This window comes from Streptomyces griseoloalbus (assembly GCA_014650015.1).
GTDB classification, from domain to species: domain Bacteria; phylum Actinomycetota; class Actinomycetes; order Streptomycetales; family Streptomycetaceae; genus Streptomyces; species Streptomyces griseoloalbus.
Genome location: BMUD01000009.1, coordinates 192,391 through 212,226 on the forward strand (window position 1 = coordinate 192,391; position 19,836 = coordinate 212,226).

The window sequence follows — 19,836 nt, forward strand, 5'->3', positions numbered from 1 at the left end:
CACCGGCGTCCGCCGGGTGGCGGCGAGGTGCCGGCCCGGCCCGCACGTGCGCGGTGGGCCGCGTCCGGCGCCGTTCCCGGACGCCGCCGGACCGTTACGGCCCGTCCAGGGCGAAGACCGACCCGGTCCGGGCCGCCAGCATGCAGGAGTTCGGGAAGGTCTCGGTGTACTCGACGGGCTGCCCGCGCCATGTCCCGCGCGCGTGGGCGGTCACCGGGGCGTAGAGCATCGGGCAGAAGACGTCCTTCGCCGGGATGGCGGTGATGCGCCCGTCCGCCGCGGCCAGTTCCGCGCAGGCGTCGGCGGCGTGCCGGTGGCCGCGGGGCGGGTCGCACCGCAGCAGGGTGCCGCCCTGCGCGGTGGACGGCGTCTCTCCCTGGCTGACGGTGAGCAGCAGATAGCTGTCCGGGGCCAGGTGCCCGGTGGTCGCCCGTGCGGGTGCCGCACAGGCGAGCAGGACGAGGGCGGCGAGCAGTCCCGCCCGTACCGCTTTCACTGAGGTGTGCGTCATTCCCGATGCATCGGCACGGCGGTCCCCGAACCCCACCCCGGCTCACCCGAACGGGAGGGGGTCCAGGGGTGACGCGGGGCCAGTTCGAACGCGGCGAGCACGACGCGTGCCTGGTACCCGGCCTGGCGCGGGACGGGGATCCGGCGTGCCCGGCTGACGTCCCGGTAGTCGGCGCACCGCGCGTCGATGAGCCGGTCCAGCTCCGGCAGCGCCGCGGCCGGGCCGTGCCCGGCTCGCGTCACCCGCGCAGGGCCCGCCGTCTGACCGGGAGTGCACGGTGTACGCACCGTCAGTCACGACGGCCGGGGGGTACGCCACCACCGTGACCGGCACGGGGATGTGGCGGCCGGCGGTGCCGGCGCGGTCAGCGCGCCGCGAGCCGGTAGGTGATCCGGCCGAAGCCGATCTGGTCGCCCTCGCGGACGACGGCCGCGCCGACCACCCGGCGCCCGTTCACCGTCGTGCCGTTGGTCGAGCCGAGGTCCCGCAGCACCCATAGGCCGCCCTGATGGCGGAGTTCGGCGTGCACGCGGGAGACCGTCTCGTGGCTGAGCCGCAGTCCGCTGGCGGGATCGCGCCCTATGCGCAGCGGGTGACCGGCCGCCGGGTGCGGCAGCAGCAGCTTGGGCAGCTTCTCGGCCTGCCAGGCCCGGCGCAGCCGCACGGTGAATCCGGAGACCGCCTCCACGGTGCCGAACACCAGGCGCGAGAGGCGGGATTCCCTGGGGAGATCGGCGGTGAGCACGGCGAGTTCGTGAGAGCGGCGGGCGGCGAGCGCGAGTTCCATGCGGCGGACGAACGTGTCGTGGGACAGGCGGCCCATGGCGACACCGTCCCGCAGCACGTCCAGCACCTTGTCGCGCTCCGCGTCGGAGATCCGCGCGGGGTACGTGTGGAACTCGAAGGACGACGTCACGCTGCTGATTGTCGGTCAGCGACGGCCGGGCTGTCCAGAAAGCGGGAGTACGGCGCCCCACCGCGCGTACCGGGCGACACCCGCCGCAAAAGGGAGGATCCGCCAGCGCACGGACCTCCCATGGCGCACGATGGACGGGCCAGGGGGTGCCGTTCGGATCAGGTCGGCTCCGGGGGACAGCGGCTCGCGACCGATCCGAGCGGGCCGGGGCCCGCGCGGCACCGGCCGGATCCGAACGGCCCCCCTGCATCAGGGCGAGCAGACGAAGGGGAACCGTCCGTGCAGTTCGAGGTGTGGGCACCGCAGGCCGGCCGAGTGACGCTCCAGTGCGACGGCGTCGCACACGCGTTGGAGCGCGATCCGCGGCGGGAGGGGTGGTGGCGGGGGGAGGCGGAGGCGCACGACGGCTCCCGGTACGGCTTCGCGCTGGACGACGGTCCGGTGCTGCCCGATCCGCGCTCGCGCCGCCAGCCGGACGGCCCGGACGGACCGAGCGCGGTCGTCGACCACGACAGGTTCGCCTGGCGCGCTCGGTGGTCCGGGCGCCCGCTGCCCGGCGCGGTGCTGTACGAGCTGCACGTGGGCACGTACACGCGCGAGGGCACCTTCGACGCGGCCGCCGAGCGGCTCGGTCATCTCGCGGACCTGGGCGTGACGCATGTGGAGCTGATGCCGGTGTGCCCCTTCCCGGGCCGGCACGGGTGGGGGTACGAGGGCGTGTCGCTGTGGGCGGTGCACGAGCCCTACGGCGGGCCGGAGGGGCTCAAACGGTTCGTCGACCGGGCGCACGCGCTGGGTCTCGGCGTCGTCCTGGACGTCGTGCACAACCACCTGGGGCCGTCCGGGAACTACCTGCCCCGGTTCGGCCCGTACTTCACGGACACCCATCACACTCCGTGGGGCGCGGCGGTCAATCTGGACGCCCCCGGCTCCGACGAGGTGCGCGCGTATCTCGTGGACAGCGCGCTGGCCTGGCTGCGGGACTACCGGATCGACGGGCTGCGGCTGGACGCGGTGCACGCGCTGGTGGACACGCGCGCGCACCACTTCCTGGAGGAACTGTCCCGGGCCGTCGACGCCCTGTCCGCCGACACGGGGCGGCCTCTGTTCCTGATCGCCGAGTCGGACCTGAACGACCCCCGGCTCGTCATGCCGCGCGAGGACGGCGGCCTCGGGCTGCACGCCCAGTGGAACGACGACTTCCACCACGCTCTGCACACCGCGCTGACCGGCGAGTCGCAGGGGTACTACGCCGATTTCGCGCGCGCCCCGTTCGCGGCCCTCGCCAAGACGCTCACCGGCGGCTTCTTCCACGACGGTACGTACTCCAGTTTCCGGGGCCGGCACCACGGCCGTCCGCTGGACCGCGACCGGGTGGCCGCGCACCGGCTCCTCGGATACGGCCAGACCCACGACCAGGTGGGCAACCGCGCCCAGGGGGACCGGCTGGCCGCTCTCCTCTCCCCCGGCCTGCTGGCCTGCGCGGCGGCCCTCACGCTGACCGCCCCCTTCACGCCGATGCTGTTCATGGGCGAGGAGTGGGCGGCCGGCACGCCCTGGCAGTTCTTCACCGACCACACCGACCCCGGACTCGCCAGGGCGGTGCGCGACGGCCGGCGGCGGGAGTTCGCGGCGCACGGCTGGGCCGAGGAGGACGTGCCCGACCCGCAGGACCCCGCCACCCGGGACCGCTCCTGCCTGGACTGGTCGGAGCCGGAGCGCGATCCCCACGCGCGCGTGCTGGCCTGGTACCGGCTGCTCGTCGCCCTGCGCCACGAACAGCCCGACCTCACCGACCCCGACCTCGGCGACACCAAGGTGGCCTACGACGAGGAACACCGCTGGCTCGCCTTCCGGCGCGGTGACATCAGGGTCGCCGTGAACCTCGCCGGCCGGCCGGCCGCCATCCCGCTGGGCGTCCCCGGCGCCCGCGTCCTCGCGGCGTGGGAGCCCGTGGAGGCACCGGGCGCGGACGGGGTGCTGCGGCTGCCCGGGGAGTCGGCGGTGGTGCTGCTTCAACAGTGAGGGCCGGCCCGCGAACCCTCGCACGGGTCTACGGCGCTTCGTCGCCGCCCCTGAGGTCCGTCACGCGCTCCAGCAGGATCGGCTCCCAGGCGCGCCGCAGTCGGGTGCGCAGCGGGGGCAGGGGGACGGTCGTGCCGCGCGTGAGCGCCTCGGCCAGGTGGAGGACTGCGTCGCAGCGGGCCAGCCACAACCCGCGCAGGCAGGGGCGGGCGCCGTAGCCGGCGAGGGTGGCGGCGCGGACGGCGGCCGGGGCCCCGACGGCGCGTGCGAGACCCGCGATGTCCTCGGCCGGGTCGCCGACCACCGCGGCGTCCCAGCCCAGGACGCCACGTACCCGGCCGTCCGCGCTCACCACGAGGTGCCCTTCGGTCAGGGCGTGATGGACGAGGACCGGCGTGCCGGGCTGGGCGGCGAGCTGGACCGCGGCGGGCGGGGTGAGCTGGTTCAGGCGGGCGGAGTCGAACTCGTCGGCCTCGGCGAGCAGTTCGGCGGCCTCTGCGGCGCCCCGGCGCAGCGCCTCGAGGGAGCGGGGTGACACGCGCGGCACGCCGAGCGTCTCCGCCTGCCGCACCGGCACCTCGCGCAGCCCGGTGAGCAGTCCGGCCAGGTCGGCCTCGCCGATGGCGGACACGTCGTGCTGCTCCCCCGTCCCGCCGGTCACCCGGGTGTCCAGGGTGCAGAGCAGACCGGGCGCCCACTCGCCGTGCGCCACGCTCGACGGCAGCGCGACCGGGAGGTGCGGGCGGACGAGGTCGCGCAGCCGCAGTTCCCGGCGCCGCCGTGCGCTCGCCTCACGGTCGGGGGCGAGGCGCAGCACGTGGCGGGTGCCGACCCACCAGGTGGCGGGCCCGGCGCCCTCGGCGACGGGCCGGACGTCGGGTCCGGCGGCGGATGCCGCGCCGCCGCCTCCCCCGCTGTCCGTCAGCAGGGAGCGGGCCAGCCGGCGTACGGTGTCCGCGGTGGGGGTCGGTGCCTGGGTCATGGTCGCGCCATTGCCGTTCGGGAGGCAGGGAGGGGACGGGAAGGGGCCGTTCAGTCCACTATGACCAGCTCCCGCGCGGTGTTGTTCAGCCGTCGCCCGCCGTCCTCGGTCACGGTGACGATGTCCTCGATGCGTACGCCGAACCGGCCGGGCAGGTAGATGCCGGGTTCGACGGAGAAGCACATGCCGGGGACGAGGGGCTGTTCCTCGCCCTCGATCATGTAGGGGGGTTCGTGCGTGGTGACGCCGATGCCGTGCCCGGTGCGGTGGATGAAGTACTCGCCGTACCCGGCGTCGGCGATGACCGCGCGGGCGGCGCGGTCGACCTCCTGGCAGGCGGCACCGGGCCGCACCGCGCGAAAGCCCGCCTCCTGTGCCTCGCGGACGAGGTCGTGCACCCGGCGTTCCTCGTCGGTGGGTTCGCCGACGTGGACCGTGCGGGAGGTGTCGGAGCCGTAGCCGTCCTTGAGGCCGCCGAAGTCGAGGACGACCATGTCGCCGCGTTCGATGACGCGGTCACCGACCTCGTGGTGCGGGTTGGCCCCGTTGGGCCCGGAGGCGACGATCGTGAAGTCGACCTGGGAGTGTCCGAACCGCCGCAGCAGGGCGGCGAGATCGGCGGCGACGTCCGACTCGCGGCGGCCGGCGAAGGCGACCTGCCTGATCTCCTCGAACGCCGCGTCGGCGGCGGCGCCCGCGGCGGCCAGCAGCTCGAGTTCCGCCGCGTCCTTGACGGCGCGCAGCATCGGCAGGGCCTCGGTGAGCGAGGCGTACGAGGTGCCGGGCAGCGTCCTGTGCAGGCCCAGCAGGTGCATGGCCCAGGTGTTGTCGCTGATGCCGAACCGCCCGTTCGCGTCCAGCAGGGCGGCGGTGGCGGCGTAGGGGTCCTTGCCGTCGGTCCAGTCGCGCAGGGTGAGGGCCGGGGCACCGGGGGCCCGCGCGGCGTCCGGGGCCTCCAGGGTGGGGACGACGAGCACGGGGTCCCGGCCGGCGGCCAGCACCAGCAGGGTGAGCCGCTCGGTGACCGCGGTGGGTGTGTAGCCGGTGAGCCACACCAGGTCGGGGCCGGGGGCCACGAGCAGACCGGCGAGCCCGGCCTCGGCGGCCTGCCGCGCCGCACGCTCCATACGGGCCTCGTAGTCGTCGGCGGTGAAGGACGCGGGCACGGTACCGGTCATCCGGGGGCCTCCCAGGGCGGACATCGGGGCTACGGGCAGCATCCTGCCCGGCTGACGGGGGCGACGCGAGCCGGTTCGCGGAGTTCGCCCACGACCCACCGCCGATCATTGCCCCACCACGAAAACTCATGCTTGGATCAAACTTTTCCGTTGGCGGCACAGCCGGGGAGGCATGCGACCGTGCTCGTACTCGCGCACATCAGCGATCTGCATCTGGACGGAACCGCGCGGGCGACGGAGCGCGCCCGGCGGGTGCGCGACCGGCTGTGGGAACTGCCGGACCGGCCGGACGCGCTGCTGGTGACCGGGGACATCGCGGACCACGGCACCGAGTCCGAGTACGAGGAGGCCGCCCGCCTGCTGGGACTGCGTGACGGGAGCGCCCCGTTCCCGGTACTGACCTGCCCGGGCAACCACGACAGCCGCGCGCCGTATCGCAAGGCCCTGCTCGGGCAGCCGGGTGCCGACGGGCCCGTCAACAGCGCGCACGTGCTGGACGGCGGCGCCGTGCTGATGTGCGACTCCAGCATCCCGGGCCATGACGACGGCGAGCTGGACACGGAGACCTGCGCCTGGATCGAGTCCACGCTCGACGGCCTCGACGGCGGTCTTCCGGTCCTGCTCGCCTTCCACCACCCGCCGGTACCGCTGCACCTCCCCCTGCCCGACTCGTATCCCCTGCGCGCCCCCGAGCGGCTGGCCGCCCTGCTGGCGCGCCGGCCCGAGGTCGCCGGGCTGATCACCGGTCACGCCCACACCCCGGCCGCCACGACGTTCGCGGGCCGCCCCGTGCTGGTGGGGCCAGGGGTGACCTGGACGCTGCGACTGCCCTGGGAGGGCGGGCAGGTCGCGGACCGGGACGCTCCGGTCGGGCTCGCCTTCCATGTCCTGGACGACGAGGGGCGGCTCACCAGTCATTTCCGCGTGGTCACGTGACGATGCCGGGGACGGCCGTCAGCTGCTGGTAGCCGCCGCTGCGACGGCGCACCGTCAGTGTCACCTCCTCGCCCGGGCGGGCACGGGCGACGGCGCGTGCCAGGTCGGCGGCCGAGTCGACCCGGGTGGAACCGAAGGCGAGAAGGACGTCGCCCCGCGTGAGGCCGGCCGAGAACCCGGGGCCGGGGATGTGCACACCGACCACCCGGGCCCCCGGTCTCCCGTCGTCGGCCACCTCCACCCCCAGCCGGGCGACGACGGGAGCGGCCGGCTCCGACGACGCGGCCGGGGCGGAACGCGGCGAGGCGGCCGGCGGCGTTCCCGTCGGCCGCTTCGGCTCGGCGAGTGAGGCCGCCCCGATGACCGTGGCCCCCATCGCCCCCAGCCCGGCCCCGGACAGCACCAGGAACGCGCCGATCAGCACCCCGGACACCGCGGACACCAGCCGTCGCCCACGCCCGCGCCCGCCGTCCTGCCCGGGCCGGCCGGAGCCCGGCCCGTCCCCGGCCTCCGGTCCCCGCCTGTCCCCCGGCATCGGCCTGGGCCGCAACGCAGTCTGTCCCATGGTTCGTCTCCGGCAGGAGTGCGGACGCGTCAGAGGAGAGCCGGCAGTGCCGGCGAGCGGTACGGGAGGAATCCGTGGACGCGGCCGGACAGGTACTCGTCCTTGTACCGTGCGACGTTCCGGTGCCAGTTGAGGATGCCCGCCATCCAGTTCTGCAGGTCCGTCACATAGCCCCGCATGATCGTCCGGGCCTCCTCCGACAGATCGAACTCGTCGTACACGACGGGCAGTTCATGTGCCACGACGTGCTCGAACTGGCGCATGCGCTGGTTCATCAGGTCCTGCACCACGGGCAGCGCGGTCGGATAGTCGATGCCGAAGAAGTTCTGCACGACGAGGACCGCGTTGTGGATCTCGCCCTCGAACTCGATCTCCTTCTGGTACGAGAAGATGTCGTTGAGCAGGCACGCGTAGTCGATCGCCGCGTTCTCCAGGGAGCGGACGGGACCGCTGCGGTAGACCTCGGGCGGCACCGCCGGTCCGTGTCCGGCGCGGCTAAGTCCCAGGGTGAGGTGGGAGCCGAAGGTGGCGCGCCGCATCTCCAGGTAGTCCACCGGGTCCGGGACGCGGTTCTGGATCTGGTTGGACAGCTCCCACACCCACGCCTCGGTCATCGTCTCGATGGCCGACTTCAGGGGGCGGCGCTCGTCGGGTGTCATGCCGGCCGTCGTGCGCGCCCACAGGTCGATCAGGGCGCGCTCCATGGCGTTGGCGGGCGGCAGGACCGGCTCGGAGTCGAGGGGCATGCAGGCCGACAGGCGGGCCGTGGTCAGCCGGGCGGCGGCCAGGTCGCGGCGGTGGCCGTAGACGAGCGGGTAGTAGTCGTCGCCGTAGGTGCCGAAGGCCAGCCAGTCGGAGGCGAGGTCGAGTTGGTCCTGGGTGGCGTCCGGGTCGAGGCCCGCCGCGCACAGGGGGAGGTCGCAGCTCGCGAGTTTGTCCTCGTCCCAGACGCCCTCGCTGAGGAACCCGATGCGCCCCGACCACTCCAGCAGGTGCCGCCGCGCACCGTCCAGGGCGGGGCTGAGCTCCAGCGGGAACGGCATGCGGATGTCGGGAATGACCGACGGGCCGACCTTGCGGAACGGCACGTGCGTGTAGGCGCGCAGCCTCTCGGCCCCCGCGCCGGCGAGCAGCGCGCCGACGTCGGCGGCGGACGTCCCCGGGCCGGACAGGGACTGCCAGGGGGCGTCGGAACGCGCGCCCTTGTTCATGTAGCGGCTGGAGCGCAGGTGCCATTCGTGACCGCCGGACTGCCAGTCCTGCAGGCCCTTCGCGTACGCGCCGATGGCCACGACCTCGGCCGGGGTGAGCCCCTTCTCCAGGGCCACGGCGGGGACTTCGGTGAACGCGGTGTGCTCGAACTGGTGGAGCCGTGAGGTGAGGACGTCGCCCACGATGTCGGCGGCCTGCTGGGTGGTGCAGCCGAAGAAGGTCTCCAGGACGAGCACGCCGTTGCTGAGTTCCCCCTCGTCCTCGACCTCCCGCTGGTAGGAGAACAGGTCGTTGCGCAGGTGCACGGCGTCGGAGAACGTCTCCATCAGCACCCTCAGCGGCCTGGACCCGGCGACGGCGGCGGGCACTTCGGCGGTCGCGTACTCCACGAGCCCGGCGGACCACGGGGCACCGCCCACTTTGCGGCGCATCTCGATGTACTCGACGGGGTTGGCGATCCGCCCCTCGTTGATGTTGGACAGCTCCCACAGGGACTCGTTGAGCAGGTGCTCGGTGGCGACCGCGAACCGGCGGCGCCAGTCGGCGGACATCGCCGGCACCGTGCGCGCCCACAGGTCGGCAAGGCCCGCCTCGACCGGGTTCCGCGGCGCGGGGACGGGCGCTGCCGGGTCCAGCGGCATGAACAGCGGCAGCCGGTCCAGGTGGGCCTTGCCGCCGTGGCGGTCCTGGGTGCGTTTGAACATCTCCAGGAAGTGGTCGTCGAAGAAGAAGACCCACACGTACCAGTCGGTGATGAGCGACAGGGCGGGACCGTCGCAGTCGGGATGGGTGTAGGCGCAGAGCAGGCCGTAGTCGTGCGCGTCGAGGTCGGCCTGCTCCCAGACCCCGCTGCCCTCCAGCATGCCCATCTCGCGCGCCCAGGCCGTCGCATGGGCGCGGGCCTCGTCGACATGCGGATTGAGCCGCGCGGGATGCGGCAGGTAGAAGTGCGGGAGTTCGAACGGCTGCGTCATGGCCGGGGGCTACCCGTGGCCCGGTGGCCGCATCCTCCGGCGGGGACGTGATCACACCATCGCGTGAACCGTCTCCGGTACGGGAGTCGCGGAGCTCAGGTCCGTACCTGGATCAGCGCATGGGTGCCCGCGGTCCGCCAGCGCTGCCCCTCCGCCGCGACGAGCGCCGCCTCGGTGTCGGCGGTCAGCCCGGTGATCACGTCGGACTTCAGGGTGCGCAGAGCGGCGACCGGACCCGGGAAGTAGCCGGTGACCTCCGCGAACGGCGTGGCCGGCGGCCAGTACCGGTCGCCCACGAGACGGCGGTAGTTGAGGTCGCCCTTGACGACGGTGACCGCGGCGGCGGCGAAGTCGGCGCGCAGGTCGTCCGGCATCTCCTCGTACGGCAGGGGTGAGCAGGAGAAGGGGTGCGCGCGGAGGGTGAGCCGGCCGTCGGAGAGGGCGGCCCACAGACCGCGCCCGTACTCGGCCGCCGCCCCCTTCGCGTCGGTGAGCCGGCGCAGCGCGTCGACGACGTCGGCGGTGGTGGCGTCGGAGACGTAGTACGGGTAGGGCTTGACGTGCAGCACCGCCCTGCCGATGCGTCCGCAGGCCAGCAGATGGGCGACGAGCAGCAGGTCCGGGACGAGTTCGCGGCCCGCGTTGTCGGCCACCAGGCACAGCGTGCCGGTGCCGGAGGTGCCGAGCAGCGGCCACAGCCGTTCGCTGTCGTCCGCCACCAGAGCGGGGACGGCGGCGGTCTCCTCGGCCCCTTCGGCGGACAGCCGGAACCCGAGGTCGGCGCGGTTGCCCCACAGGGAGCCGTGCAGCAGGGCGCGGGCCCGTTCGTCCTCCGGCCGCCCGGCGAGGTCGTCGAGCGCGGCCAGCTCCTCGTCCGTGGCGGGCGAGCCGAGTTCGGCGAGCTTGGACGGGCGGAAGGGGTCGATGCCCTGCCAGGGGCCGGGACCGAAGTAGCCGACCGCGTGCAGCAGTCGGCGGTAGAACCAGCTCTCGGACCACAGCCAGGGCACGTCGTACCAGGAGCGCCCGGCGTACGCGTCCATCCCCCAGGTCCGCCAGCGCTCCCGGTCGTGCGCGTCGGCGGGGAGGGGTTGGATCGTGCCCTCCGTGCACTCGGTCAGCAGCGCGTCGAGCGCGTGCCGCTGCCCGGGCTCGTACGGGAACGCCTCGCGTACCTGCCGGATGATCGCGGGGTGCCGCTCGGCCAGCACGCCGTGGGGGAACGTGCCGGGCTCGTTGCCGAGGATCAGGGGCGCGGTGGGGATGTCGGACATGCGGCTCACCGTAACGCGCGCCCGTGGTCGCGCGCCGCTGGTCACACCGGCGCGATCTCCCGCTCCAGCCGTGCGGCCAGGCTGAGATAGCGCGCGCGGCGGGTCACGGGGACCAGGCCGCGGATGAGGATCTGCCACATCTCGGCCGTACGGCGGGGCTGCCGGGCCACGCCCTCACGGGAGCGGCCGACGACGCGGGTGCCCACGAAGAAGCAGACGAGGGAGTGGGCCACGACGTCGATGTCGACGTCCGGATGGACGTCGGCCTCCTTGACGGCACCGAGGAGCCGGGCCGTGACGATGTCCAGCCATTCGGTGAAGGGGTGGCTGAGCGGCGGGCGCGGCCGGGTGCCACCGGTGGCGAGCCGCAGGCCGGCCCGTAGGACGGGGTCCTCGGCCGACATCCTGGCTATGCCGAAGGTGAGGCGCATCAGCGCCTCCAGGGAGGTGTGCCCCCGGATCTCGGTGTCCCTGGCCAGCCGGCGGCTCGTGGCCGACTGCAGTTCCAGGATGGCGTGGGCGAGATCCTCCTTCGCCGCGAAGTGGAAGTAGAGGGCCCCCTTCGTGACATGGGCGTGCTCGACGATGTCGCTGAGACTGGTCGATTCATAGCCCTGCCGGTCGAACAGGTCGGCGGCGGCCGTGATGATCGTCGCGCGGGTCTGCTCGGCGCGTACCTGCCTCGCCATCGGCTGAACTCCTGAGCGGAAAGGAACGGGTCATGCCGTTTGTTTTTGACTCCCTGTACACGATAGCTCACCCTGCGACGACGTTCATCACACGGGCATGCCATGACACTTGGAGCACATCCGGCAAAACAAACGCGCGCTCCGCGAAAGAAAACGGCGCGTCCGGTATCTAAGTGTGTCAGGTGTGGCGACAAAAGAGAACGGCGGGCCGACCGGTGCCCATCCGCACCGGCCGACCCGCCCGCTTGTGGGGTGGATCAGAAGGTCAGCTGCCAGCCGTTGAGCCGGCCCGTGTCCTGCGACGCCGTGTCCTGCACCCGCAGCTTCCAGGTCCCGTTGGCGGTCTCGGCGGAGGCGTTCACCGTGTAGGTGGCGTTGACGTTGTCCGCGGAGTCCGAGGAACCGGCGGACTTCAGGCGGTACACCGAACCGTCCGGCGCCACCAGGTCGATGACCAGGTCACCGCGGTAGGTGTGGGTGATGTCCACGCCCACCTGCAGGGCCGACGGGGCGTTGCCGCCGCGGCCGCTCACGGTGATCGGCGACTCGATCGCCGAGCCGTTGTCCGGGATGGAGACGGCGGTGCCGCTGGTGTACGTGGAGCCCGTGGACGTACCGCCCTTGACCGCCTGGACGGTCTTCGCGGCGTCCGCGAGGCCCGCGCCGCAGCCGCCGGAGCAGGTGCCGGGCAGGGGACGGGCGTTGGACTTGATCGCCGACTCGATCTGGGCCGGGGTGAGCGTGGAGTCGGCCGACTTCATCAGCGCGGCGAGGCCCGCGATGTGCGGGGTGGCCATGCTGGTGCCCTGGTAGTAGGCGTAGCTCTCGGTCGACGGGGTCCGGGTGCCGGAGTTCAGCGTGGACAGGATGCCGTTGGCGGTGGTGGTCCGGGTCTCGCCACCGGGGGCGGAGATGTCCACGATGGTGCCGTAGTTGGAGTAGGAGGCCCGGCTGCCGGCGCGGTTGGTCGCGGCCACCGTGATGACGTTGCCGCAGTTCGCCGGCGAGGAGTTGGCGGCGTTCCGGTTCTCGTTGCCGGCCGCGACGACGACCGTGGTGCCGCGGTTCACGGCGCCGTTGATGGCGCTCTGGGTCGCGGTGGAGCAGGCGCCTCCCCCTCCGAGGCTCATGTTGATGACCTTGGCGACGTTGGCGTTGGCGGGCACGCCGGCGACGGTGCCGCCCGACGCCCAGGTGATGGCGTCGATGATGTCGGAGTCGTAGCCGCCGCACTTGCCGAGCACGCGCACCGGGGAGATCTTCGCGTTGTACGCGATGCCGGCGACGCCCTTGCCGTTGTGGGTGGCCGCGGCGATGGTGCCCGCCACGTGGGTGCCGTGCCAGGAGGAGTTGCCGCCGGTGGCCTGGCCGCACTCCCCGGCGGCGTACCAGTCGCCGGGGTCCGCCGGGTTGCTGTCGCGGCCGTTGCCGTCGACGGCGACGGCGGTGTCGGAGATGAAGTCGTATCCGGCGACGATGTTCGCGGCGAGATCGGAGTGGGTGACGTAGCCGGTGTCGATGACGGCGACGGTGACACCGCTGCCGGTGGCGAGGTCCCACGCGCCCGGCACGCGCAGGCCGGCGGTGGTCTCGAACAGGTCCCACTGCTTGGTGTACTCGGTGTCGTTCGGGGTGGCCTGCGGCTTGTTGAGACGGTCCGGCACGACGTAGGCGACCTGCGGGTCGGCGCTGTACTGGGCGACGACGTCGGCGACATCGGCCTTGGTGAGCCGCTCGCCCAGGCCGACGAGGGCGGCACCGGTGCCCAGGCGGCGCTGGAAGTCGACGTCCTCGCCGGCCCTCGCGCCCTTGGCGGCGGCGTCGGCGGCGGCGGCCTTGTCGGACCCGGCCTCGGCGGCACCGGACCTGTAGCCGACGATGAGCCGCTCGGCGGGGGTGCCCGGGGCGGCCTCGGTGCCGGCCGCGGGGACGGCGGCCCGGGTGCCGGAGGGGGCGTCCTGGGCGACGGCGACCTGGGCGGAGCCGACCGTCAGCAGGGCGGCGGAGAGCGCGGCGACGGATATCAGCTTCCGTCTCGGGGAGGAGCTTCGGGGGGAGCTCGACGAGGTGCGCAAGGGTATGCCTTTCGTGCCGGGACTCCGGACGACGCGGAGTGGGGGAGTGGAGGTCCGATTCGCTTCGTCCTCGAAGCGGCGGGGGGTGCATCGAAGTGCGGCAGCACGGCCGGCCGGGCGCGAGCAGCGGCCCGTTCCGGGGGTGACCCGTGGGCCGACTGCGCTCGAACGATAGGCAGCGCGAAGCCCGGCGGGATACGGGGGAAACCCTCGATCCGGCCGGGAACCCACCCTCGACGCACAGGGGTTGACCAGGAACGGACCGCTATGCCCGCATCGCCGGTCACGGGGTCGCCGGCCGCCCGGGGGGACGGTGGCGCCGAACCGCCCGCCCCGTACCGTCCATCCGGTTCGGGCGCCGACGGCCTCACCCCTCGGATCACGGTTCATCACAATGCGGCAGCAGCCTCTCACTTCGAGTGGCTGTTCACTTGACGACCAGTGGTCCCACAGGGTTGGCTCCGGCCCAGTGAGAATCACCCGGTCGGCGCACGCGTCCGCGGTTCCGTCCGTGCTCTCCCCCTGCTCTGTCTCGGCCGCACAGCGAGGTCCGCACTTCCCATGAACAATCGCCCCCCGTCCCCCCGCTACCCGAGACGTACCGTCCGCCTGGCGGCCCTGGCAGCCGCCGTCGGTCTGCTGGTGACCGGCTGTTCCGTTCTCGGCACGGACGACGACTCCTCGGGCTCGGACACAGCGGGCGCGCCCGGCTCCGGACGGATGAAGGTCGCGCTGGTCACGCACGGCGACGAGGGCGACGCCTTCTGGGACCGGGTGAAGCGCGGCGCCGAGGCGGCGGCCGAGAAGGACGGCATCGACCTGACGTACGTGAGCGACCCGGAGGAGGCGGGGCAGGCGGAGCTGGTCCGCAACGCGATCCGGGACGGCGTCGACGGCATCGCGCTGACCCTGGCCAAGCCACAGGCCATGAAGGGCCCGGTCGGCGAGGCACGCAAGGCGGGCATCCCCGTGGTCGGGCTCAACTCCGGTATCGACGCCTGGAAGCCGGCGGGACTGCTGGAGTACTTCGGGCAGGACGAGACCGTCGCGGGCCGTGCCGTCGGCGACAAGCTGAACGATCTGAAGGCCAAGCACGCCCTGTGCGTCGTCCACGAGCGTGGCAACGTTGCCGTGGAGGCCCGCTGCGCCGGAGTGAAGAAGACGTTCGGCGGGACGACCGAGAACCTCTACGTGGACGGCACCGACATGCGCGCCGTCTCCGGCATCATCACGGCCCGGCTGCGCCAGGACTCGACGATCGACGAGGTCGTCACCAACGGGGCGGCCTACGCCCTCACCGCGGTCGAGGCGGTGAAGGAGGCGGACAGCAAGGCCCGGGTCGCCACCTTCGACCTGAACAAGGACCTGGTCGACGCGGTGCGCGCCGGCGACGTCCAGTTCGCCGTCGACCAGCAGCCCTATCTGCAGGGCTATCTCGCCGTGGACGCGCTGTGGCTGTACAAGGAAAACGGCAACATCAGTGGCGGCGGGGTCGCGCCCGTTCTCACCGGGCCGGCGTTCGTCACGAAGACCAACGCGGCCTCGGTCGCCGGGTTCGCCGCCGCCGGAACCCGCTGACCGGCGGGCCTGTGCGTACTTCCCCCACCATCCGACCGTTCTAGGACCACGATGTCTCCACGGACAGGTGCCCGGCGCCGCCTCGGCTCCATTCGTCTCTCACTGTTCTTCCTCGCGCTGGTGCCCAGCGTCACCCTCGCCGGGATGTGGGGCCTGACGACGATCCAGATGTTCTCCGAGGGGCTGCAGCTGCGTTCCCAGACGGAACTGAGCCGGTCGACCGGCGCGATGGGCACACACGCCACGCTCGCGTTGCAGGAGGAACGGAGGCTGACCGCCGCGTGGCTCGCCGAGCCGGACAGCTCCCGGTCCGCCCTCGACGCACAGCGCGGGAAGACCGACGAGGCGGTGGCGAAGCTGGCCGGGAAGGCGGACGTCATCGCCGAGGCGCCTGCCCGCATCTCGGACCAGATGTACTCGGTGCTCGGCTCGGTGGGCAGCCTGGAGTACTACCGTAGCCAGGTGGACAACCCCAGCGACATCACCGCCGAGGAGGCGCTGGACCAGTACACCTCGATCATCGACGACCAGATCCACGCCTTCCAGGAACTCTCTCAGGTCGACGACGGAGACCTGACCTCCCAGGCCGGACCGCTGATCGCGCTGGAGCACGCGGCGGAGCTGGTCTCCCGGGAGAACGCGCGGCTCACCCTCGCCTGGCCGTCCGGCAGCTTCGACGAGCAGGGCTGGACCGATTTCGCGGAGCTGGTCCACACCCGCCGCTGGCTGATCGAGGACCAGATCGTGCCCTCCCTGCGCGGCGAGACCAAGACGCAGACCGAGCGGATCCTGCGGAGCCCCGAGTGGCGTGCCCTGGAGGCGGTCGAGGACCAGGTGCTCGCCACCCGGGCCACGGCCGACGACCGCACCATCGAACTGCCGGACCTGAAGGACCGGTGGGACGACGCCGTGAGCCGGGTCTCCCCGCTGTACGCCACCATGATCCGGCAGCAGACCGACGCGCTGCTCACCCGTAGTGCCGACGAGGCCCACGGCCTGCTGCTGAAGGCCGCCTCCCTGAGCGCCGGCGGACTGCTCGCGCTGCTGCTGTGCGTCGGCCTGTCCTGGCGCATCACCCGTTCGCTGTCCCGCCGGCTGCGCGGCCTGCGGATGGCCACCCTCGGCCTGGCGGAGGAGCGGCTTCCCGATGTGGTGGCCCGGCTGGAGCGCGGCGAGAAGGTCGACGCGGAGTCGGCGACGACCCCGCTGGACTACGGGCACGACGAACTGGGCCAGGTGGCCCAGGCCTTCAACACCGCGCAGCGCACCGCCGTCCACACCGCGGTGGAACTCGCCGACACCCGGCGCGGTTTCCAGAAGGTCATCCTGGGCATCGCCCGGCAGAGCCAGAACCTGGTCAATCTCCAGCTCAGCAAGCTCGACGCGCTGGAACGCCGGCACACCGACCCCGAGGTCCTCAAGGGGCTGTACGAACTGGACTCCACGGCCAGCCAGTTGCGCCGCTACGAGGAGAACCTCGTCATCGTCAGCGGCGAGCGCCCCGGCCGTTCCTGGAGCGAACCGGTCGCGCTGATCGACATCGTGCGCAGTGCCGTCGGCGAGGTCGCCGAGTACCAGCGGGTCGAGGTGCACACCGAGGAGGAGGTGTCCGTCGCCCCGCCCGCGGTGGCCGACGTGATCCATCTGCTGGCCGAGCTGATCGACAACGCGACGGTGTACTCGCCGGCGCCGAGCCCCGTCGGGGTGCGGGCGGCGATGGTGGCCAAGGGCCTCGCCATCGAGATCGAGGACCGGGGCCTCGGCATGTCCGAGGAGGACTACGCCTCCCTCAACGCCCAGTTGGCCAAGCCCCCGCAGTTCGACGTGGTGGCGCTCGCCGACGACCTCCGGCTCGGCATGTTCGTGATCTCCCAGCTCGCGCACCGGCACGGCATCACCGTCACCCTGCGCCCGTCGCCGTACGGCGGGACGACGGCGATCGTGCTGGTCCCGCACGAGATCGTGGTGCGGGACCAGGCGTCCGGCAAAGGCCGGGAGGCGGCGGACACCCGAGCCGCCGAGGCCCCGGCGGCGGTCGACGGCCCGGCGGGCGGCCGGCGTGAGGAGAGCGCCGCGAGCGCGGGGGACGGCGCGAGCACGCAGACCCCGACGTCCCGGTCGGCGACCGGCGTCCGGACCGCCCCCGCACCGGCCGCCTCGGTGCCGGCCCCCCGCCGGGACGGTCTCACCCCGCTCCCCCGCCGGGTGCCGCAGACCAGTCTGGCCGCCGAGCTGCGCGAGGAGAGCACACCGGACGCCGAGGACGACTCCGGCGAGGACTATTCCGCGGAACGCGCCGCCTCCTCCCTCGCCGGCTTCCAGCGCGGCACGCTCCAGGCACGGGACGACGACACCGACGACGAGGCCGCACCGCCGTACGACGCGGCCGCGTATGTGCCCGCCGCCTCCGCAGGGTTCCCGACTCCGCCGGCCGACCGGCGACCGCCGACCGCTCACGAAGGATCACCGTCATGACACGCCCCATCCCCGCCACCCACACCCAGCTGGACCAGCTGCTGACCGGACTCGTGGAACGGGTCGCCGACGTGAACCAGGCCGTGGTGCTGTCCGAGGACGGGCTGGTGGTCAGCAAGTCCACCGGATTCCTGCGCGACGACGCGGAACGCCTCGCGGCGACCGCGTCGGGTCTGATGAGCCTCAGCAAGGGCGTCAGCATGGACTTCCGCGGCGGGCCGGTGCGCCAGGCGCTCATCGAGATGGCCCACAGCTACCTGATCCTCACCTCTGCCGGTCCCGGCGCCCATCTGGTGGTGCTGACCGGCCCGGGCGCGGACGTCGGCGTGGTGGCGTACCAGATGAACATGCTGGTGAAGAAGATCGGCGAGCACCTCAGCGCGGCCCCGCGGGGCACCGCCGGTCCGGCCGTCGACCCCGGCGTGTGAGGTGGGCGGAAGCGACTCGGCGGGGCGGCTCGTACGGCCGTTCACCCTGACCGGGGGCCGGACCCGGCCCAGCCGCGCCGACTTCACGCTCATCACGACGGTGACGGCGGCGGATCCGCAGCCCCAGGCGGCGGGTCGGACGCAGCCCGAGCACACGCGGATCCTGCGGCTGTGCGCCAGGCCGGTCGCGGTCGCCGAGCTCGCCGCGCGTCTCGACCTCCCGGTGAGCGTGGTCGTCATCATGCTGTGCGACCTGCTGGAGGCGGGCCGGATCACCGCCCACCCGCCGCACCCCGTCAACCGCACCACCCCGGATCTGGACCTGCTGCAGAAAGTGAGGGAGGGCCTTGGCCGGCTCTGACACCATCGCTGAGGCGTCCGCCGACCGTCCGGCACCCGACACGGTCAAGATCCTGATCGCCGGTGGCTTCGGCGTGGGCAAGACCACCATGGTCGGCTCGGTCAGCGAGATCGTCCCGTTGCGTACCGAGGAACCGCTGACCATGGCGGGCCTGGACGTCGACGACCTGGAGGGCGTGGAGGAGAAACGTGCCACCACGGTCGCCCTGGACTTCGGCCGGATCTCCGTCTCGGACGACCTCGTGCTGTATCTCTTCGGCACGCCGGGGCAGCAGCGGTTCTGGTTCATGTGGAACGACCTGGCCGTGGGCGCCCTGGGCGCGGTGGTCCTGGTGGATGTGCGCAGACCCAAGTCCAGCTTCGCCGCGATCGACTTCTTCGAGCGCCGGGGCATCCCCTTCGTGATCGCCGTCAACGGCTTCTACGGGGAGCACCCGTACCCGGTCGAGGACATCCGGGACGCGCTGACGCTGCCGGAGGGCGTGCCCGTGCTGCTGTGCGACGCGCGGGAGCGGGACTCGTGCCGGGATGTGCTGATCGCGCTGATCGACCGGCTGATCGCCGAGGCGGCGCCGGCGCTCTGAGTGCCCGCGGGGTGCGGCCGGTTGGCCGCACCCCGCCAAAGGGGTCAGTCCAGACCGGCCGACTTCAGCCAGGCCTTGGCGACGTCCAGCGGGTCCTTCTTGTCCAGCTGCACCTGGGCGTCGAGGTCGAGGAGGGTCTCGGTGTCCAGCTTCGCGGAGACCGCGTCGAGGGCGTCGACGCCCTCCTGGGGGAGCCCCGCCTTGTGGACGAGCGGGGTCACGTTGGCGAATCCGAAGAGGTTCTCCGGGTCCTTCAGGACGACGAACTTCTCCTTGAGGATGGTCGGGTCGGTGGTGAAGATGTCCGCGGCCTGCACGGTGTTCCTGGTGAGCGCCGCCTGGGTCAGCGGGCCGCCCGCGTCGAGCGCCTTGAAGGACTCGAACTTCAGGCCGTAGACGGTCTCCAGGCCCTTGAGCCCCTGCTGCCGGGTCTGGAACTCGGGCGAGCCGCCGATCACCAGTTCCGGTGCGACGTCCTTGAGGTCCGCGAGGGTGGACGAGGACGTCAGACCGTACTTCTTCGCGGTCTCGGCGTTGACGCTGACCGAGTCCTTGTTCTCGGCCGGCGACGACTCCAGGAGCGTCAGCTTCTTGTCCAGTTCGGCCTTGACGGCCTCGTTCACGGCATCCGCCGACTCCTGCCCGGCCTCGGGGTCGAGGTAGGCGAGCAGCGAGCCGTTGTACTCCGGCAGGACGGTGATGGAGCCGTTCTTCATCAGGCCGTACGTCGTCTCACGGCTGCCGATGTTGTGCTTGTAGCTGACCTCCAGGCCCTTGGCCCGGAGTGCCTCGCCGTAGATGTCGGCGAGCAGGGTGCTCTCGGCGAAGTTGTTCGAGCCGACGACGACGGTGCCCGCCTCGGCCTTCTCGCCCTCGAGGGGGTTGTCGGAGGTGTCGTCTGAGGAACAGCCCGCGAGCAGCGCCGCCGCGGCGGCGAGCGCGACGGCCGCCGCGCCGGTGTGCCTCGTGATGGACCTGCTGCTCTTCGTGCTAAAAGTCATTCACTGATCCAATCCAGCCGCTTTACGGTCAGTCAAGAGCATCCTGGTCACGGTTTGTCGCCCGGCTGATCGG

17 protein-coding genes and 1 pseudogene are annotated in these 19,836 nt (G+C 72.5%); 7 read left to right on the forward strand and 11 right to left on the reverse strand.

Annotated features, from left to right (window positions below; genetic code table 11):
* Positions 1-94: 94 nt before the first annotated feature.
* The 3 genes and pseudogenes from IE178_RS16240 to IE178_RS16250 form a co-directional block, all read right to left on the reverse strand.
* Positions 95-511: an SSI family serine proteinase inhibitor gene (locus tag IE178_RS16240; protein ID WP_193512790.1), complete on the reverse strand. Its 417-nt coding sequence runs from the start codon at positions 509-511 to the stop codon at positions 95-97.
* Positions 508-753: pseudogene (locus tag IE178_RS16245) on the reverse strand (dehydrogenase); the annotation flags it as partial. The gene IE178_RS16240 and the pseudogene IE178_RS16245, both read right to left, overlap by 4 nt.
* 122 nt (positions 754-875) lie before the next feature.
* Entirely contained in the window at positions 876-1,427 is a 552-nt protein-coding gene (locus tag IE178_RS16250) for an FHA domain-containing protein (RefSeq protein WP_193512791.1), read from the reverse strand.
* A 279-nt stretch (positions 1,428-1,706) separates the two neighbouring features.
* On the opposite strand from IE178_RS16250, the gene treZ reads away from it, so the two are divergent.
* Positions 1,707-3,452: a malto-oligosyltrehalose trehalohydrolase gene (treZ, locus tag IE178_RS16255; RefSeq protein WP_184761481.1), complete on the forward strand. Its 1,746-nt coding sequence runs from the start codon at positions 1,707-1,709 to the stop codon at positions 3,450-3,452.
* Positions 3,453-3,480: 28 nt separating this feature from the next.
* On the opposite strand, the gene IE178_RS16260 is transcribed toward treZ, so the two are convergent.
* Both IE178_RS16260 and IE178_RS16265 read right to left on the reverse strand, forming a co-directional pair.
* A complete protein-coding gene (locus tag IE178_RS16260; protein ID WP_193512792.1) occupies positions 3,481-4,434 on the reverse strand; it encodes an aminoglycoside phosphotransferase family protein in 954 nt (317 codons plus the stop codon).
* Positions 4,435-4,484: 50 nt separating this feature from the next.
* Positions 4,485-5,612 carry an aminopeptidase P family protein gene (locus tag IE178_RS16265; protein ID WP_193512793.1) on the reverse strand — a complete coding sequence of 376 codons (1,128 nt, stop codon included), beginning with the start codon at positions 5,610-5,612 and terminating at the stop codon, positions 4,485-4,487.
* 180 nt (positions 5,613-5,792) lie between these two features.
* On the opposite strand from IE178_RS16265, the gene IE178_RS16270 reads away from it, so the two are divergent.
* The gene (locus IE178_RS16270) at positions 5,793-6,548 is read left to right on the forward strand and encodes a metallophosphoesterase (protein WP_184761484.1); all 756 of its coding nucleotides are present in this window, start codon (positions 5,793-5,795) and stop codon (positions 6,546-6,548) included.
* On the opposite strand, the gene IE178_RS16275 is transcribed toward IE178_RS16270, so the two are convergent.
* The 5 genes from IE178_RS16275 to IE178_RS16295 form a co-directional block, all read right to left on the reverse strand.
* Positions 6,541-7,113 (reverse strand): PDZ domain-containing protein, encoded by a 573-nt coding sequence (locus IE178_RS16275; RefSeq protein ID WP_193512794.1) that lies wholly within the window; start codon positions 7,111-7,113, stop codon positions 6,541-6,543. The two genes, IE178_RS16270 and IE178_RS16275, sit on opposite strands and share 8 nt — an antisense overlap.
* A gap of 29 nt (positions 7,114-7,142) precedes the next feature.
* On the reverse strand, positions 7,143-9,299 hold the full coding sequence (cyc2, locus tag IE178_RS16280; RefSeq protein WP_193512795.1) for a germacradienol/geosmin synthase Cyc2: 2,157 nt from the start codon (positions 9,297-9,299) through the stop codon (positions 7,143-7,145).
* A gap of 95 nt (positions 9,300-9,394) precedes the next feature.
* Positions 9,395-10,573 (reverse strand): damage-control phosphatase ARMT1 family protein, encoded by a 1,179-nt coding sequence (locus IE178_RS16285; RefSeq protein ID WP_193512796.1) that lies wholly within the window; start codon positions 10,571-10,573, stop codon positions 9,395-9,397.
* 41 nt (positions 10,574-10,614) lie between these two features.
* On the reverse strand, positions 10,615-11,262 hold the full coding sequence (locus tag IE178_RS16290) for a ScbR family autoregulator-binding transcription factor (protein WP_184761488.1): 648 nt from the start codon (positions 11,260-11,262) through the stop codon (positions 10,615-10,617).
* A gap of 257 nt (positions 11,263-11,519) precedes the next feature.
* Positions 11,520-13,337 (reverse strand): S8 family peptidase, encoded by a 1,818-nt coding sequence (locus IE178_RS16295; RefSeq protein ID WP_193512797.1) that lies wholly within the window; start codon positions 13,335-13,337, stop codon positions 11,520-11,522.
* A gap of 561 nt (positions 13,338-13,898) precedes the next feature.
* Between IE178_RS16295 and IE178_RS16300 the strand changes: the two genes are divergently transcribed.
* From IE178_RS16300 to IE178_RS16320, 5 genes are read left to right on the forward strand one after another with little or no spacing between them, the layout of a single operon-like run.
* Positions 13,899-14,915, forward strand: coding sequence for a substrate-binding domain-containing protein (locus IE178_RS16300; RefSeq protein ID WP_193512798.1), 1,017 nt, complete (start codon positions 13,899-13,901; stop codon positions 14,913-14,915).
* 51 nt (positions 14,916-14,966) lie between these two features.
* Entirely contained in the window at positions 14,967-17,390 is a 2,424-nt protein-coding gene (locus IE178_RS16305; RefSeq protein ID WP_193512799.1) for a sensor histidine kinase, read from the forward strand.
* Positions 17,387-17,818: a roadblock/LC7 domain-containing protein gene (locus IE178_RS16310; RefSeq protein ID WP_145866524.1), complete on the forward strand. Its 432-nt coding sequence runs from the start codon at positions 17,387-17,389 to the stop codon at positions 17,816-17,818. Before IE178_RS16305 ends, IE178_RS16310 begins: the two co-directional genes overlap by 4 nt.
* A 1-nt stretch (position 17,819) precedes the next feature.
* Positions 17,820-18,179, forward strand: coding sequence for a DUF742 domain-containing protein (locus tag IE178_RS16315; protein WP_184761492.1), 360 nt, complete (start codon positions 17,820-17,822; stop codon positions 18,177-18,179).
* Positions 18,166-18,762 (forward strand): GTP-binding protein, encoded by a 597-nt coding sequence (locus tag IE178_RS16320; RefSeq protein WP_184761493.1) that lies wholly within the window; start codon positions 18,166-18,168, stop codon positions 18,760-18,762. The genes IE178_RS16315 and IE178_RS16320 overlap by 14 nt, the downstream gene beginning before the upstream one ends.
* 44 nt (positions 18,763-18,806) lie before the next feature.
* Here the strand turns inward: IE178_RS16320 and IE178_RS16325 are convergent, their stop codons facing one another.
* Positions 18,807-19,763 (reverse strand): ABC transporter substrate-binding protein, encoded by a 957-nt coding sequence (locus IE178_RS16325; protein WP_193512800.1) that lies wholly within the window; start codon positions 19,761-19,763, stop codon positions 18,807-18,809.
* Between the last annotated feature and the right edge of the window lie 73 nt (positions 19,764-19,836).